This is a genomic window from Rhizobium sp. AP16, assembly GCF_000281735.1.
GTDB lineage: Bacteria > Pseudomonadota > Alphaproteobacteria > Rhizobiales > Rhizobiaceae > Rhizobium > Rhizobium rhizogenes.
This window is the reverse complement of record NZ_AJVM01000068.1, coordinates 44,767-60,533: the sequence shown is the minus strand read 5'-3', so window position 1 is coordinate 60,533 and position 15,767 is coordinate 44,767. Positions and strand designations below refer to the sequence as shown.

Below are 15,767 nucleotides of genomic sequence, written 5' to 3'. Positions count from 1 at the left end.
GAGTTTGACAGCTTCATGTCACCTCGAGTGAATTGACGTCATGACGTGCCTGTCGGTCCGCCAGGATCTTGATGCTCCCTCAGGTGCCGATTGGAGAGTATGGCTCGCAGCTGGAACACTGTTGCCGTTCAGCAACAGACCGCATGTTATGCGTGCAATTCGAAATTGCGGGCTTGTCTATGCCGCATTGTTGCGTATCATTGTCGCCATCCGCAACTCAAATCACAGGAGGCGTCAAATGCAAACTGCAACAGTATTTATGTGCGCCTCTGGCGGAATGTTCGTGATGGCTTTGGTCCGACCACTGCGTCATCACTCTCTTCGGCGCTAGTAGCCTATATTCCCTGCCTTTTTGGCGATTTCCATTGAAACTGACGTGACCGGCTGATTGGGCGGGCGTACGCATTCTTGCGTCCGCATCCATCTGCCTTGTCGCCCCGCAAGAGGACTCGGTCGTCTGGAGGACGCCGGGATAATGACGATGACAGATTCACAATTACTGGTTGCCGACACCCTTGGTGCGGCAGTTGACGAACTGTGCCAAAAATTCGGTGCCTGGAGGACTGCGCGTGCGCTGTTGCTCGTGGCCTGGAGACGGCATCAAACGCACACGCATATCTCGGAGCTTTCAAACTACCAGCTTCGAGATATCGGCATGCCGGAAAAGGAAGATATGTTTGCGCAACCCAATTTCCTGTTTCGGCACATCCGACCCTTCGGTTAGATCGCCGACACAAAGGGCGTTGGAGCTGGTTTCAAAAACCGCTCCGACGCCTTCTTGATATGACAATATCTCAATCAGACGGTTGATGGAGCTGGAGCGAAGCTCTCGCGCCGAATGAGTTTGCTCGGGATGACATGGCGCGCGGCCATGCCTTTTTCGACCGCATCGATATGTTCCATCAGCAAACCGACCGCCGCCCGCCCCATCTCTTCCGCCGGCTGTTCGATCGTCGACAGCGGCGGCGAGGAAAATTCGCAAACCGGCGAACCGTCGAACGAGACGACGGAGAGATCACCGGGAACATTCAGGCCCATCCGCTGCACGCGGCTGACGAAAGAAATGGCCATGTCGTCGCTAGTTGCGATCACCGCCGTCGGCCTATCCGCCAAGCGCGCGAAGTCGGCAGCCGCCTGAACGCCGATCTCAAAACCCTCCTGATAATCAAGTTGACCGCCCGATCGCGTCACCGCCGCTTCGGTAAGTCCCGCTGCACGAAGGGCCTCCAGCGCGCCGGCATAACGTTCCACATCATGATAATTCCCCTCCGGACCGGCTATGTAGAGAAAGCGCCGATGGCCCAGGCGGATCAGTTCCGCCGTCACCTCCCGCACCGCTTCGCGATCGTTCGTGACGACGCTCGGCAGGCCGGCCTCGCTCATATCGAGCAGCATGGAGACGATCGGCAGACCGGCATTGGCAAGAGACCGCCCATCCACCTCCGGCAGCTTTGACGACAGGATGATGGCGCCGCGAACAGTGCCGCTAAACGCCAGATCCAGGATATGACGTTCCGACATCTCATCGCGATCGAGGTTGGCGATCATCAGATGGTAGCCGTTCTGGATCAGGGCCTTGTTGATGCTTTGCAAAACCTGCGGAATGATCTGGGATACGCCGTAATAGAGCGATCCCGGCAGGATGATCATGATGATGTTGGACTTGCCGACCCTCAGGTTGCGGGCCATGGCGTTCGGCGTATAGCCCAATTGCTTGGCGGCGGCATCGATCTTGAGGCGCGTCTTCTCGTTTACCCGGCCCGGATTGGCGAGCGCGCGGCTGACCGTCGAGATCGCGACCCCTGCCAACCGCGCAACATCGGCCATCAACGGACCTGATTGCTCCTCCACGGGCATATCCTTGTTATTTTTCAATTTTTCACTCTCTCCCAAACGCCTGCCCTATTGAAGGTTACGGCAATAACAGTCAATTGGCAAACGATTGCCAAAAACAACTTGCATAAAAAAACGACTTGGCTACTATCTGGGCACGGCAAACGATTGCCATTTGCAGTGCATTGAAATTATTCGGATAATTTAATGCGGACCCCGCTTCCGCAAGCGATTTCCTGTGCCTGGAGAACGGATAGCGTCATGACTTCAACCGAACGGCTTCGCTTTGGCGTCGATCTCGTCACCTTCTTCCACCCCGGTTTCTGGGGCGTGGAGGACTATGACGGCATCATCGCTTTGTCCCGCAACGAGCCCCGCGCCTTCTGGGACAAGATTCTCGACAGCGTGCAAGCCTCCGGCGTCACCGGCGTGGAGCTGACCTTCTCGCCCTTCAACTGGCAGGATGCGACGAAGACCTATGGCTCGGTCGAAGCTTTTGCCGGCGAACTCTCCAAACGTGGACTGACGCTGGCGAGCGGCTTTTTCGCCGAACTTGAAGCCGCCGGGGATTTCACGGAAGGCGCGGCGCAGGCCGCCATTATCGACAAGGCGGAGAAGTACGCCGAGTTTCTGAAGGCCTGCGGCAGCGACATCATGGTGATCGGCGGTCCGTTGCGACAGACGCTTGGCGCCCAGCCGGTACGGTTTTTCGATTTCGAACAGGCGCGCAAGATCGCCGACTTTCTCAACCGCCTCGGCGCCGCCCTTTACGCCAAGGGCGTTCGCCTGGCGATCCATACCGAGGCACACTCGATCTTTGCATCCGCACGCGACGTCGATCTGCTGATGCTGCTGACCGATCCGGCTTACGTGCATATGTGCCCGGATACGGCGCATATTATCGTCGCGGGGTCCGATCCGCTCCAGCTCGTCGATCGCCATCACGAGCGTGTCATCATCGCCCATTGGAAGGATGCGCTCGGGCCAATGCCGGCCGACACCCCGATCGACAAACATATCCATGATCGCCACCGCCCTTATTTCTGCGGCTTTGGCCTGGGCCGCGTCGATTGGCCGGGCTGGATCCGGCTGCTGCGCGATCGCGGCTATCAGGGCTGGGCCATTCTCGAGCTTGATGCCGCGCCCGATCCGATCAGTGACATCGCAAACGGGCTGACGCTCGTCCGGCAGGCGCTCTTGCCGATCTATCGCTGAATTTCATAATCCTGGAACCAACGGCCCCGCCAAGAGGGCCTTTTGAAGAGGTGGAACAATGAAGAACAAAGTGAAACTGCTACTGGCGGGCGCTGCACTGTTTGCAGCCCTCGCTCCGGCCCATGCCGAAGACAAGCCTAAGGTCGAGGTGATGACCTCCTGGACCTCCGGCGGCGAAGCGGCGGCTCTTGACGTCATCAAGAAGGAATTCGAAAAGCGCGACGGGGTCTGGACGGATTCCTCCATCGCCGGTTTCGGCGCCGCCGACGCCGCCTTCCAGAACCGTCTGGTCGCCGGCGATCCGCCGACCGCCAAGCAGAGCGTGCTTGGTGTCGCCAACGCCGATTTCGTCAATCAGGGCCTTATGAGCCCGATCGGCGAGGTGGCTAAAGCCGGCAAATGGGCCGATGTGCTGCCGAAATCGATCTATGATCTGATCTCCTATAACGGCCAAGTCTACCTTTCTCCGACCGGCGCCCATGGCGAAAGCTGGGTGTTCTACTCCAAGGATACCTTCGCCAAGGCCGGCATAACCGAAGAGCCCAAGAGCTGGGACGAATTCTTCGCAGCGCTCGACAAGCTCAAGGCCGCCGGCGTGCAGCCGGTCGCCTGGGGCGGGCAATCCTGGCAGGAATCCAAGGTCTTCAACATGATCCTGCTGACCCAGGTCGGCATTGACGGCTTCCTCAAGATCTATGCCGACAAGGATAAGGGCGAAGCCTCCACCGCCGGTGTGAAGAAGACCCTCGACATCCTCGGCAAGCTCCGCGCCTATGTCGACGAAGGTGCTCCGGGCCGCAACTGGAACGACGCCACCGCCATGGTCATCACCGGCAAGGCCGGTGTGCAGTTCATGGGCGATTGGGCCAAGGGCGAGTTCATCGCCGCCGGTAAAGTAGCAGGCAAGGATTACGGCTGCATGCTCGCCCCGCAATCGCCGGGCATGGTCTATGTCGCCGATTCCTTCTCCTTCCCCAAGCTCACTGACCCGGCTGCCCAGAAGGGCCAGACGCTGCTTGCCGAAGTCGCCATGGATCCGGCCGTACAAGTCGAATTCTCGCTGAAAAAAGGCTCCGTGCCGATGCGGACCGATGTCGACAAATCGAAGCTCGACGTTTGCGCGCAGAAAGGTCTCGAGCTTATGAGCGCCGGCAAGATCGTGCCGGATCAGGCGCTGATCCTGTCCCCGCAGCAAGCCGGAGCACTCAACGACTTCGTCGACGAGTTCTGGAGCAATCCTTCCGAGGATAGCGCATCCGGCGTCGAGAAGTTCTTCGCGATCTTTGAATAGCGCTGTGGCAGGCCGGTTGGAACAAAGCGTCCGATCGGCCCGCGCATCCCTTTTGAGAAAGTTTGCTGATGCAAGCCAAGCGCAGACGTTCCCCTGCTGCGACCATCGCGCTCCTGCCGACCTGGATTGCGGCGATCTTCATCTATATCGGCACCATGGTCTGGTCCGTGAGGCTGTCGTTCACGGATTCGACCATCTTTCCATCGTCAAATTATGTAGGCTTCGCCCAGTATGCGAAGCTGTTCCGGACGTCGAGATGGCTCGCCTCCCTGGAGAACGTCCTGATCTTCGGCGTGCTTTATGTCGCGGGCTGCCTGGCGCTGGGCTTCGTGCTGGCCGCCTCGCTTGACCGCAAGGTGCGCTTCGAAGCCGTGTTCCGCACTATCTTCCTCTATCCTTACGCCATGTCCTTTGTGGTCACCGGCCTCATCTGGCAATGGATGCTGAACCCGACCTTCGGCATTCAGGCAACCGTCAGGGCGCTCGGCTGGCAGAGCTTCGCATTCGACTGGATCGTCAGTCGCGACATGGCGATCTACACCGTCGTCTTTGCCGGCATCTGGCAGGGGGCGGGCCTCGTCATGGTCATCGCGCTCTCCGGCATGCGCGGTATCGGCGAAGAGCAATGGAAAGCCGCACAGATCGACGGCATTCCTGTCTGGCGCATCTACCTGTCGATCATCCTGCCGCAGCTGGGACCGGCGCTTGCAGCATCCGGCATGCTGCTCTCCATGGGCGTCATCAAGACCTACGACCTCGTCGTGGCGCTGACCGGCGGCGGGCCGGGCAATGCGACCGAAGTGCCGGCAAAATTCATCATGGACAATCTGTTCGAGCGCCAGAATCTCGGCCTGGCGAGCGCAGGCGCCACGGTGCTGGTACTTTCCGTCGTCATGGCTGTCGCTCCGTTTCGTTATGCGCTCTACATGCGCGCCAGAAGAAAGGGATCGCACTGATGACAGCCCTTCGTCCAAACGGCCCCAAACCATCCAGGCTGACGGTCGGCCGTATCGGGCTCTATGCGTTCCTGATTTTTTCCGCACTGTTCTTCCTGCTGCCGCTCTATACGATGCTGGTCACCTCCTTGAAGACGATGGAAGAGATCCGCCAGGGCCGCATCTTCGCACTTCCCGGCGCTCTCGATTTCAACGCATGGAAAACCGCTTGGTCGGGCGCCTGCATGGGCACGCAATGCCTTGGTGTGCGCCTCGGCTTCTGGAACTCGGTGAAAATCACCGTTCCGGCGGTGGCAATTTCCGTCTTCATCGGCGCGATCAATGGCTATGCCCTCTCCTTCTGGCGACCGAAAGGCTCAGGCTTCCTGTTCGGGCTGCTAATGGCCGGCGGGCTGATCCCCTACCAGATCTTCCTCTATCCGCTGGTGCGGCTGCTCGCCAATCTCAGCCTCTATAATTCGGTGGCGGGTGTCGTCCTCGTTCATGTGATCTTCGGCCTGCCCCTGGTCACGCTCTTGTTCCGCAATTATTTCGTCGCGATCCCCGAAGAGCTCTGCAAGGCCGCGCGCGTCGACGGCGCCGGCTTCTGGCGGATCTTCTTCGAAATCATGCTGCCCATGTCGGTGCCGATGGTGGTCGTCGCCTCCATCTTCCAGTTCACCGGCATCTGGAACGACTTCCTGATCGGGCTGGTCTTTGCCGGGCGAGACAATCTGCCGATGACGGTTCAGCTCAACAATATCGTCAACACCACCATGGGCGAGCGTGCCTACAATGTGAACATGGCCGCCACCATCCTGACCGCCATCGTTCCGCTCGCCATCTATTTCTTTTCCGGCCGCTGGTTCGTGCGCGGCGTGGCCGCTGGCGCAGTGAAGGGATAATTCCATGCAATCCGCCGTTTCCGTAAAGGATCTGAAGATCGCGTATGGCGATCATACCGTGATCGAGAAAATGTCGATCGATATCGCCCCGCGTGAATTTCTCGTGCTGCTGGGACCGTCGGGCTGTGGGAAATCCACGCTTCTGAATGCCATAGCGGGACTACAGGACATCACCGGCGGCGAGATCTCGATCTCCGGCAGGAACGTCACCTGGGAGGAGCCGAAGGATCGCGGCATCGGCATGGTGTTCCAGTCCTATGCGCTTTACCCGCATATGACGGTAAAGAAAAACCTCTCCTTCGGTCTGCGCGTGGCAGGTCTTGCCAAAAACGAAATAGAAGCGCGTATCGCCCGCACCGCATCGCTTCTGCAGCTCGAAAAGCTGCTCGACCGCCGCCCGTCGGCATTGTCCGGCGGTCAGCGCCAGCGGGTGGCGATCGGCCGCGCCCTGGTGCGCCAGGTCGACGTCTTCCTGTTCGACGAACCGCTCTCCAATCTCGACGCCAAGCTGCGCAACGAGCTGCGCGTCGAAATCAAGAAGCTGCACCAGAGTCTCGGCAACACCATGATCTATGTCACGCATGATCAGGTGGAGGCGCTCACCCTTGCCGATCGCATCGCCATCATGCGCGACGGCGTGATCCAACAGCTCGGCAGCCCATCCGAGATCTATCACCGCCCAGCCAATCTTTTCGTTGCCGGCTTCATCGGCGCACCCGCAATGAACTTCATCGAAGGTGAGATCGCGTTCAAGGCGGACCTTCCGATCTTCGAAAGCAACGGGCTCAGCATCGACCTTTCCGACTATCCCTTTCTCGCATCTCCCAAAGCGGGCCCGGCCACCCTCGGCGTCCGCCCGGAACATATCGCGCCCGACGGCAAGGCGAAGGGCTGGCCCACCATCCCGGGCGTGGTTTCCGTCGTCGAGCCGATGGGGGCCGATGCGGTGATCTGGTTCGATTGGGCGGGGCAAAACCTTTCCTACCGGATTATGGGCGATGCGACGCTCGATCCGGGCGCAGAGATCGCGCCTGGGCTCGATATCGCCAAGGCCTCTCTCTTCGGCGCGGACGGCGTGCGCCTGTAACACAGCTTTCAGACCATACGGAAATTGCTCATGTCTCAGACTATCTATGATGCGCTGGTGATCGGCTCCGGCGCGGCAGGCTCCTTCGCCGCCAAGGAATTGACCGCTCAAGGGCTTTCGGTCCTGCTGCTCGAGGCGGGGCCTGCCGTCTCGCATAGGGATTTCGATCCATCGCGAAAGAAGGAGCCGGCGAGCAGCATCAATATCTGGGAGCGCGCCCGCGCCACGCTCAAGGGTCAGCCCATCCAGGCGCGCGCCGCCTTCTTTACCGAGCGCTTCAGCCACTTCTTCGTCAACGACCGCAAGAACCCTTACACGACACCAAAGGATGCGCCGTTTCTCTGGATTCGCGGGCGCCAGAGCGGCGGACGCCTGCATAGTTTCGGCCGCGTGTTGCTGCGCTGGACCGACGATGATTTCAAGATCCAGTCGCGAACCGGCAAGGGCGTCGACTGGCCCGTTTCCTATGACGTGCTGGCCCCCTATTATGCCGAGGTCGAATCCTATCTCGGGCTCTATGGCAACAAGGACGGCGTGGAGACCCTGCCCGACGGCGTCTATGCCCATCCCGCAAAACTGACGCCGGCCGAAGAGACCTTCAAGACCGAAGTGGAGGGCCGCTGGCCGGAACGGAGCGTCGTCTCCTGGCGCTACATCGCCCCGGACACCGAGCGCACGCCAAAACCCTTGCGTGAGGCGCTGGCGACCGGCCGCCTCACTATCCGTCATGACGCCATCGTTCGCCGCATCACGACGGATGATGAGAGCGGCCGGGCGACCGGTGCGGAATTCATCGATCGTGAGACGGGCAAAGTGGAGATCGCGCGCGCCGCGCTGGTGGTGCTTTCGGCCTCCCCGATCGAAAGCGTACGGCTGCTGCTCAATTCGGCATCGCCCAAGCATCCCGACGGGCTGGGCAACAGCTCAGGCACGCTCGGGCGCTATTTCATGGATCAGCTGCCCTGCCTCGCCTTCGGGTCCTTCCCGAAAGCGAAAGGCTGGGCGACCGACACTTCCGCGCCGGCCGATCCCTTCTACAACCCTTCGGGCGGCATCTTCATTCCGCGCTTCGCGGCTAGCGACGCTTCTCGCGGAGACTTCGACTATCAGGGCAGCGTCGGCCGCGCTCCGGCACCGAATGACCAGCCTTCCCGGCTCGCCTTCTTCGGCTTCGGCCGGATGCTGCCCTATGCCGACAACCGCATCACTCTTGATGCCCGGCGCAAGGATGCCTGGAACATTTCGGTCCCGCATATCCGCTGTGCCATGGGAGAGGAAGAACACGCCCTGCTGCGCCGTCAGGAAGAGACGCTGATCGAGACGGTGCGAGGCGTCGGCGGCGAGCTGGAGTTCATCGGCTCGCCCACCGGTCTCAAGGAAATGGGCCGCGGCGCATTTCCCGACGCGGATGCCTTCAGCCGCTTCATGTTCCGAAAATGGTTTCGCAAGACCATGTGCATGGGCGCTGCGATCCACGAGACGGGCGGCGCGCGCATGGGGACATCCGAAAAGGACTCCATCCTCAATGCCTATAACCAGAGCTGGGACGTTCCCAATCTGATCGTGACGGATGCGTCAGCTTTTCCCGGCAGCGGTATTGCCGGTACGACGCTGACAGTCATGGCGCTGACAATCCGCGCTTGCCGAAACCTCGTGGACAACTATCGCGCCGGGCAATTGTGATTGCGCGCTCGAAGCTGTTTCGACACTGAGGCTTGGCTTGGTCGTCCAGCTTGAGGTGACTGCCCCAAGGAGCGCATTATTGATCTACGTTTTCGTCAGCGGTCGCGACCTGGATCGACCCTGATGCAGCGGCGGCCAATTCCTGGCGGGCATAGGCGGCATAAAGATACCGGCCAACGAGGGCGCTGAAATCTGCCGGCTTCATGCCTCGTATCCCCATAGCCCCCAATGTGACGATGCTCCGTCGACGGTCGACCTTGCTATAGAGCGCGCTCCAGTCCTTCTTGGGCACGGTTGCGTCTTGATGGAGCCAGAGACGCAGGGAGAAACGAGTTGATGCGTAGACCGCGTATTTGGCAATTTCCGTCCAGGCAATAGGCCTATCCAACCGCAGCGAAACCAGTCCGTCCGGGTTCAACACCATGAGTGGTCTTGCCGCTCTCCGATGGAGAAAAACCGCATAAATGGCAGCTGCCGCCGCGCATGTGCCGGTGACAACAGCCATCATCATCTGCCCGAATTTGTCATAGCCGAGGCCTGCCTGCGCGGAAAACACCACGACCGTCAGGCCGAATGCGCCGAAAATCCCCGCCACGATCCCCATCGTCCAGATCATCGGCTTGACGTTGTCATAGACAACGGTCTCGTCGGCCACATCAGCGACGACCTTTTCAAGCGCTTCGCGACGAAGGGCACGCGCTTTGCGCGCATCATCGATGAAATCCTGGCTTAAATGGCGGCACAAGCCTGTCCAATCCGGAAACAGCTCATGCACGAAGGATCGAACGCCCTGCTCCGGCCGGCGCGTCGCTCTCCTCAGAATATCCTCATCAAGGTGGACACCCAGGGCCGATATGCGCCGGATCGTCGGTGGATGGCTGTCCGTCGGGTGTGATTGCCGGTCTTCAAGAAGCGGAATGGGATCGGCCCATCCTTCCGTGCGAACCAGCTCCGTCGTCTCAGCGACGAGATCGCGCAACGCATCATTATCGGATTCTGCGTGGGCTCGGCCGAGAACATAGGTGACGGCCGGCGCGATGACGCCGGTGCGGATCAGCGCCGAGGCGGCATCTGCCGGCGTACCGAGCAGACTACCCATGCGGTCGGCTTCGAATTCTCGCAGCCGGCTCCAGTGCCAGACCGCGTGATCGAACTGCTGGATGGCATGAAAGCCAAGCTTAACCGCCGGATACAAAACGAAACGGCCGCCATCGACTCGTTGCAGTGCCGTCAGCGCACGCCAGAAACCTGCATAGATGGGGGTAAACCGTTGGCTGTAGCGGGTATCCTCGCCGGAAAAATGCGCGAACTCATGGCCGATGATGGTTGTGATTTCGGGTCGATCGAGCAGATCGAGATAGGGCGCGGGCAGATAGAGCGACCGTCCGGTCAGTAGCCTGTCTTCCGGCCACAGACGCACCTGGCTTTCGGTAACAAAAAAGCCTTCAGTAAGGCCGACGATAATCGTATCGGGCAGCAAGGCATTTTGCCGATCGGCCAGGCTGCGGGCAAAACGCCAAAGTTCCGGTGCCTCCGCTTCGCCAATGGCTCGCCCCGAGACATCAAGAGGCTCGGGCGTGAACAGCGCAAAGACATCCCGCAGTCCGCGCAGGGCCATGAAGGCGCTATAGGCGGCCACGATGGCCAGCGCCAAGGCGGCGACAAAGAGTTTGGCACTTCCCGTCGTCAGGTCCGCCCATAGGCCGATGCTGATCGCCTCGAACAATATTGCCGCGCTGACGCCGATACAAAACCCAATCACCACCATAGCCAGAATAAACGGCAGCACGGATCCGAGACGTTGAAAGCTCTTGATCAACTGGCGCTGCGAGCGGCGCGCCCGCAGCCCGCTTATGGTCGCGGTGATGAGACCGGCTGCGCCACCTATAAAGGCAAGAACCGCTCCGCCGATCGTTACCCAGACCAGCGGCCGACGAATCCGGGAGATCTCAAGATCCTCGTCGGCCTGCGAAAGGGCGTCCTTGATCCGCGAAACCGCAACCAGCGCGGAGAGGTAGATCGGCCCGCCCTCTCCCTCAAAGGTGAGACTGGCATTGGGATTGGTTGCCGCGATTTCCTTCACCTGGGCAGAGGTTGTCGAAAGTTCGGCCGAAGAGCGCTCCGCGTTTTCGAGGGTTTCGGCCGCGCGATGCGCCTGCCAGAGCCCCAGGGCGGTTAGCGCGATGGGCACGAGAAGAACCCACACGACCAAAACCAAGCTCGCGCGGAAATCGATCTTGCGGTTGCCGTTCCCGCCGCTGGTCTGGGTCACATTCATCTCGTGTGCTGCTCCATGCCAATTCGCGGTGACGAAAGTCTTGCCGCGAGGTTTTCTACCATAGCGATATCGACCTCCCCACTGAAAACATCAGCATTCAGCGGGGCAAGCGACGTCGGCGGCACGGCGATGGTGTCGCCAGGATTGTGGCTCGGCCCTAGATTGGCATTCAAGTGTTTTTGATTATAACGGAACGGCTCAACTCAAGGATCACGTCCACGATTCGAGCAATTGAAAGTGGAGGAGACGAATTTGCCCTACAGCCTTGCGCATATTCTGATCTATGTGATCCTCATCGTGCTGTTCGCCGCGGTTTTCCTGAACTCCCGCAGACGCCGCGCCAATCGTCTCGCCGGAACAGGCACGGTAGATCCAACAGACGCGCAAAGCGGCCTGCAGAAGAAGCGTATGAACGCCGCTTTGTTTCTGGCCGCCGTCGGTATTGGGTCGACAGTATATGGCCTCTCCCAGCAGGTGCCATCCGAGCAGGAACTGACCCAGGTCGCCGCTCATATAACGAGCATTTCGACAGTGCATCGGGCGGAAGAAAACAGCGATCAGTCGGCGAGCTCGATCAATCCGTTTGCATCCAACTGGTGGATAGAACTGACAGTCGTACCCACTGGATCGTCGGCCGCGGGAACGGAACCACGGGTGTGGAAGGTCAATGCTGTGATGTCCGATGAGGAGCTTCGCAGCTGGATCGACACCGACATCGTCGGGCTAGTCAAGGATCAGACGGGCCGCTCCGAAGCGTTCGAGCTGAAAAACAAGGCCGGAGAGACGCTGGTCAGTTATGACGCGACGACACAAAGCAAGAAGCTGTCTTCCATGCTTTTCTTGTCATTGGGGGCGATAGCCTTGTTGGCTGGACTGCTGGTCTACCTGATTTTTCGACCGAAAAGAAACCAGCGCATCGCTTAGGGGCCGTCAATGTCCAGCACCCGAACGTAGCGCTCCAGAAGTAACGCGCGCTCCTTGGTCAGAGCCACTTCCGCATCCGCCTCCATCGGGGCATACATGCTGCCGTTCCGGGTCTCAAAGAGGCTTTCCCGCGCCTTCGCTTCCAGATCGCGATAGGCGATCCAACTGCGCTGTGCGGTCTTGAGGTCCTGTGCGGCTGGCGGCGAAAGCTCCTTGAGGAGTGTGGAATAAGCGAGATTCATTCGCTTGTCGTAGGATGCGAGCGCTTTTGTTTCGCAGGCCGTCTGGTCGCCCGTCGATCCGTTATTCGGATCTTGCAGGCAGAGATCAAGGCTGCGGTCGGTTGGATCTTTCTGGTCTGCGGCAAGTGCCGGAAGAGATACGAAAGAGGCCAGCAAAAGTGCTGCGAGGTATTGCTGTGCAGACATCATGGCGGAACAACCGAAGCGAAAATGCTTGTAGCGGTGCAGTCGTCCTTTCTCCATGCCATTCCATCGCAACAAATGAAATAGCTTTTCGTCTCGACATGGGGCCACGGCGGCGAAACCGCCGCCGTGCTATTCCACGTTGCACGCCAGCCCAGTGTCTATTTCCAGGCTGAAAGAGAGAACGGAGCGATCTCCTGCTCGCCGAGCACGAAATCCTGCTCTCCGGGAATTGTCCACGCATCTGGCCCGTAATTGAACGCGAATGTCAGCTTGCCGGCGCGGCGAAGACGGATGAAATCGGGTATCGCCGTGGTTGACAGGTCGAGGCTGGACGCGAGGTAGGACATCAGATTGCCGAGGAGTGCACCGTCCGCCCAGCAGGCGAGGTAGAGATAACGGCCCTTCGACACCAGCGCCGGAGCGCCGTCTTCGAAGGTCGCCACGACAGTCGCATCCGACTGCGTCTCGATATGTTCGCGCCATCTTGTCGCCTGACCGTTGACCGCACCGGCCAACGAGGCGCGGAGCCCCGGCCGCAAGGACGCGACCTGCGTGACCCTGACACCGGTGAGGTCGCCGATCGGTCCCGGCGGAAGATTGGCCGGAATGCGGAAGTGGCGGTCCCGCGATCCGGTCCGCGGACCGAAAAGCACGGTCCCATCAGCCTGTTCGAACGCGGCCAGAGCCACATCGGAGACATGCATCAGGCAGGGAACGAGAACAAGCTTGTAGCCTTTCAGCGACTGACCCGGACGGACGAAATCGACGTCGAGCCCGAGCTTCCTGACCGCCTCGTACCAGCGGAAGGCGAGCTCTTCATAGCGAAAATCCTTGCCCTGCGGCTGAATGACGGCGGACCAGTAGCTTTCATAGTCGTAGACGATTGCGACCGGGGCCTGAGCGGCTTCCGGCAACGGACCGACGGTCTCGATCTCACGCCCGACGATTTCGGCTTCCTTGCCTCCCGGCGAGAGTTCGTTGAGACCGGGCAGGTTCAGGCCGGCATGCATCTGCTCCTGCGCGAACGGCGCCTGACGCCAGCGGAAATAGCTGACGACCTCGGCCCCATGAGCAAGACCTTCCCAGCTCCACAGGCGCACCATGCCCGGCTTGGGCACCGGGTTCCATGGCGCCCAGTTCACAGGCCCCGGCTGCTGCTCCATGATCCAGAACCGGCCATTGCCGACGCCGCGATAGAGATCGTGATGAAAAGCGGCAATGTCGGGGTGGGATGTCTCCGCCCAGCGCACGCGCTCTTCCTCGCTGAAGGGAAACTTCTCGACAAAGCCGATCGGATAGGAATCCCAGGAGGCCAGATCCAGGTTCTCGGCAACCTTCCAATGATCGAAATCGTTGACGAAGCCCATGAAATTATGGGTGATCCAACGGTTTGGAGAGTGCTTTCGGATGATATCGCACTGCATGCGGTCATAGGCGGCGATCTGGTCGGAATGGAAGCGCCAGAAATCGAGCCGGACGGCGGGGTTCGTTTCCGTCACCGTCAAATTCGGCAGCACGACATCCTCGAAGCTCTGGACCTCCATCGACCAGAAGACGCTGCCCCAGGCCTCGTTCAATTGCTGCGCCGACTGATAGCGGAGGCGAAGCCAGCGGCGAAACGCCTTCAGATCTTCGGCGCCCCAGGAAAGGCTGGTATCGTGGCATCCATATTCATTGTCGGTCTGCCAGCCGACAATACCGGGATGCTCACCATATCGCTTCGCGACGACCTCGACGATACGTTCCGACTCCTTCCACCAGACGTCCGATGAGAAAGTGTAATGACGGCGCGAGCCGAAGCCCCGCACCCTGCCCTGCTCATCCACCGGAGCGATCTCCGGATATTCGTCCATCAGCCACTTCGGCGGCGTGGCGGTCGGCGTGCCGAGCACGACCTTTAGACCGGCGGCCGCCAGCGTGTCGATCGCCCGGTCGAGCCAGCCGGAATCGAAGGAGCCGCGCGTCGGCTCAAGACGCGACCAGGCGAACTCGCCGATGCGGACATGAGAAATGCCAAGCGCCCGCATGCGACGCGCGTCTTTTTCCCACCAGCTCTCGGGCCAATGTTCCGGATAATAGCAAACGCCAAGCATTATTTCGTCAGATCTCCGTTGAGGATGGCATTGCCGGCATCGTCGAACAGATGGCAGGCAGCCGCAGGAATATGAATGGCAAAATCATCGCCGGGCTTGGCCTGCGCGAGACCATCCGCCTTCACCGCAATCTCGGTGCCATCGGCAAGGGCGATGTAGAACATCGTTTCCGATCCCAGATATTCGGCAAGGCGCACCTTGCCCTGAAGCGTCGCGTCACCGCCTTCGCTTCGATCGAGGTGTTCGGGGCGGATGCCGAGAGTAACCGATTGGCCTTCTTTCACCGAACCGCCTTGCAGCGTGATCGACTGGCCGCCGGGAAGATCGACCTTCACACCGCCATCGACCGGCGAAGCCTTGGTCTTCAGGAAATTCATCTTCGGCGATCCGATGAAGCCAGCCACGAAGATATTCTTCGGGCGATGATAAAGCTCCAGCGGCGACCCAACCTGCTCGACCAGTCCGCCCTGCAGCACGACGATCTTGTCGGCCATGGTCATGGCCTCGACCTGGTCGTGGGTGACGTAGATCATCGTCGTGCGGATATCCTGATGCAGCTTGCTGATCTCCGTACGCATCTGAACCCGGAGCGAGGCGTCGAGATTGGACAGCGGTTCGTCGAAAAGAAACACCTGCGGATTGCGCACAATGGCGCGGCCGATGGCGACGCGCTGACGTTGGCCGCCCGAAAGCTGGGACGGCTTGCGGTCGAGCATGGACTTCAACTGCAGCATCTCGGCGGCGGCATCGGTGCGGCGAGCGACCTCATCCTTGGAGTGGCCGGTCATGCGCAGGCCGAAGCCGATATTCTCCGCGACCGTCATATGCGGGTACAAAGCGTAGCTCTGGAACACCATGGCGACACCGCGCTCGGCGGGGCCGACCCTGGTCATGTCATTGCCGCCGATCTTGAGTTCGCCGGAGGAAATATCCTCAAGCCCTGCAATCATGCGCAGAAGCGTGGACTTGCCGCAGCCGGACGGCCCGACGAAGACGCAGAACTCGCCATCTTCGATCGTCAGATCGACGCCCTTGATGACGCTGGCAGCACCAAACTGCTTGGTCACGCGGTTAAGCGTTACATTCCCCATGAGA

General features: G+C 60.1%; 13 protein-coding genes. 8 read left to right on the top strand and 5 right to left on the bottom strand.

Translation table 11 applies throughout. The annotated features are described in order from the left end of the window. Window positions 1–481: 481 nt before the first annotated feature. Window positions 482–724, top strand: coding sequence for a DUF1127 domain-containing protein (locus tag PMI03_RS22285; protein ID WP_042473008.1), 243 nt, complete (start codon window positions 482–484; stop codon window positions 722–724). Window positions 725–798: 74 nt separating this feature from the next. On the opposite strand, the gene PMI03_RS22280 is transcribed toward PMI03_RS22285, so the two are convergent. Further along, window positions 799–1,875 (bottom strand): LacI family DNA-binding transcriptional regulator, encoded by a 1,077-nt coding sequence (locus PMI03_RS22280; RefSeq protein ID WP_085997458.1) that lies wholly within the window; start codon window positions 1,873–1,875, stop codon window positions 799–801. Window positions 1,876–2,094: 219 nt separating this feature from the next. On the opposite strand from PMI03_RS22280, the gene PMI03_RS22275 reads away from it, so the two are divergent. From PMI03_RS22275 to PMI03_RS22250, 6 genes are all read left to right on the top strand, one after another. Further along, window positions 2,095–3,048 (top strand): sugar phosphate isomerase/epimerase, encoded by a 954-nt coding sequence (locus PMI03_RS22275; RefSeq protein WP_012649921.1) that lies wholly within the window; start codon window positions 2,095–2,097, stop codon window positions 3,046–3,048. 58 nt (window positions 3,049–3,106) lie between these two features. Next, the gene (locus PMI03_RS22270) at window positions 3,107–4,339 is read left to right on the top strand and encodes an ABC transporter substrate-binding protein (protein ID WP_007698379.1); all 1,233 of its coding nucleotides are present in this window, start codon (window positions 3,107–3,109) and stop codon (window positions 4,337–4,339) included. A gap of 68 nt (window positions 4,340–4,407) precedes the next feature. After that, entirely contained in the window at window positions 4,408–5,295 is an 888-nt protein-coding gene (locus tag PMI03_RS22265) for a carbohydrate ABC transporter permease (protein ID WP_007698377.1), read from the top strand. Further along, window positions 5,295–6,179, top strand: a complete 885-nt coding sequence (locus tag PMI03_RS22260; protein WP_007698375.1) for a carbohydrate ABC transporter permease — start codon at window positions 5,295–5,297, stop codon at window positions 6,177–6,179. Before PMI03_RS22265 ends, PMI03_RS22260 begins: the two co-directional genes overlap by 1 nt. A 4-nt stretch (window positions 6,180–6,183) precedes the next feature. Then, a complete protein-coding gene (locus PMI03_RS22255; RefSeq protein WP_007698372.1) occupies window positions 6,184–7,266 on the top strand; it encodes an ABC transporter ATP-binding protein in 1,083 nt (360 codons plus the stop codon). 30 nt (window positions 7,267–7,296) lie between these two features. Further along, complete coding sequence (locus PMI03_RS22250) at window positions 7,297–8,949, top strand: GMC oxidoreductase (RefSeq protein WP_007698368.1); 1,653 nt, start codon at window positions 7,297–7,299, stop codon at window positions 8,947–8,949. Between the two features lie 76 nt (window positions 8,950–9,025). Here the strand turns inward: PMI03_RS22250 and PMI03_RS22245 are convergent, their stop codons facing one another. Beyond that, entirely contained in the window at window positions 9,026–11,227 is a 2,202-nt protein-coding gene (locus PMI03_RS22245; RefSeq protein WP_007698361.1) for a M48 family metalloprotease, read from the bottom strand. Between the two features lie 252 nt (window positions 11,228–11,479). Here PMI03_RS22245 and PMI03_RS22240 point away from each other — a divergent pair, with 252 nt between their 5' ends. Further along, entirely contained in the window at window positions 11,480–12,151 is a 672-nt protein-coding gene (locus PMI03_RS22240) for a hypothetical protein (RefSeq protein ID WP_007698358.1), read from the top strand. Here the strand turns inward: PMI03_RS22240 and PMI03_RS22235 are convergent. The 3 genes from PMI03_RS22235 to PMI03_RS22225 form a co-directional block, all read right to left on the bottom strand. Beyond that, the gene (locus PMI03_RS22235; RefSeq protein WP_309574465.1) at window positions 12,148–12,651 is read right to left on the bottom strand and encodes a lysozyme inhibitor LprI family protein; all 504 of its coding nucleotides are present in this window, start codon (window positions 12,649–12,651) and stop codon (window positions 12,148–12,150) included. The two genes, PMI03_RS22240 and PMI03_RS22235, sit on opposite strands and share 4 nt — an antisense overlap. An 86-nt stretch (window positions 12,652–12,737) precedes the next feature. Continuing rightward, window positions 12,738–14,672: a beta-galactosidase gene (locus tag PMI03_RS22230; RefSeq protein ID WP_007698352.1), complete on the bottom strand. Its 1,935-nt coding sequence runs from the start codon at window positions 14,670–14,672 to the stop codon at window positions 12,738–12,740. Next, window positions 14,672–15,763, bottom strand: a complete 1,092-nt coding sequence (locus tag PMI03_RS22225; RefSeq protein WP_007698349.1) for an ABC transporter ATP-binding protein — start codon at window positions 15,761–15,763, stop codon at window positions 14,672–14,674. The genes PMI03_RS22230 and PMI03_RS22225 overlap by 1 nt, the downstream gene beginning before the upstream one ends. Window positions 15,764–15,767 lie beyond the last annotated feature (4 nt).

Coding starts and splice junctions, on each gene's coding strand:
- PMI03_RS22265 (WP_007698377.1), top strand. CDS start 4,408: ATGCAAGCCAAGCGCAGACGTTCCCCTGCTGCGACCATCGCGCTCCTG.
- PMI03_RS22230 (WP_007698352.1), bottom strand. CDS start 14,672: ATGCTTGGCGTTTGCTATTATCCGGAACATTGGCCCGAGAGCTGGTGG.
- PMI03_RS22270 (WP_007698379.1), top strand. CDS start 3,107: ATGAAGAACAAAGTGAAACTGCTACTGGCGGGCGCTGCACTGTTTGCA.
- PMI03_RS22255 (WP_007698372.1), top strand. CDS start 6,184: ATGCAATCCGCCGTTTCCGTAAAGGATCTGAAGATCGCGTATGGCGAT.
- PMI03_RS22245 (WP_007698361.1), bottom strand. CDS start 11,227: ATGAATGTGACCCAGACCAGCGGCGGGAACGGCAACCGCAAGATCGAT.
- PMI03_RS22225 (WP_007698349.1), bottom strand. CDS start 15,763: ATGGGGAATGTAACGCTTAACCGCGTGACCAAGCAGTTTGGTGCTGCC.
- PMI03_RS22285 (WP_042473008.1), top strand. CDS start 482: ATGACAGATTCACAATTACTGGTTGCCGACACCCTTGGTGCGGCAGTT.
- PMI03_RS22250 (WP_007698368.1), top strand. CDS start 7,297: ATGTCTCAGACTATCTATGATGCGCTGGTGATCGGCTCCGGCGCGGCA.
- PMI03_RS22260 (WP_007698375.1), top strand. CDS start 5,295: ATGACAGCCCTTCGTCCAAACGGCCCCAAACCATCCAGGCTGACGGTC.
- PMI03_RS22275 (WP_012649921.1), top strand. CDS start 2,095: ATGACTTCAACCGAACGGCTTCGCTTTGGCGTCGATCTCGTCACCTTC.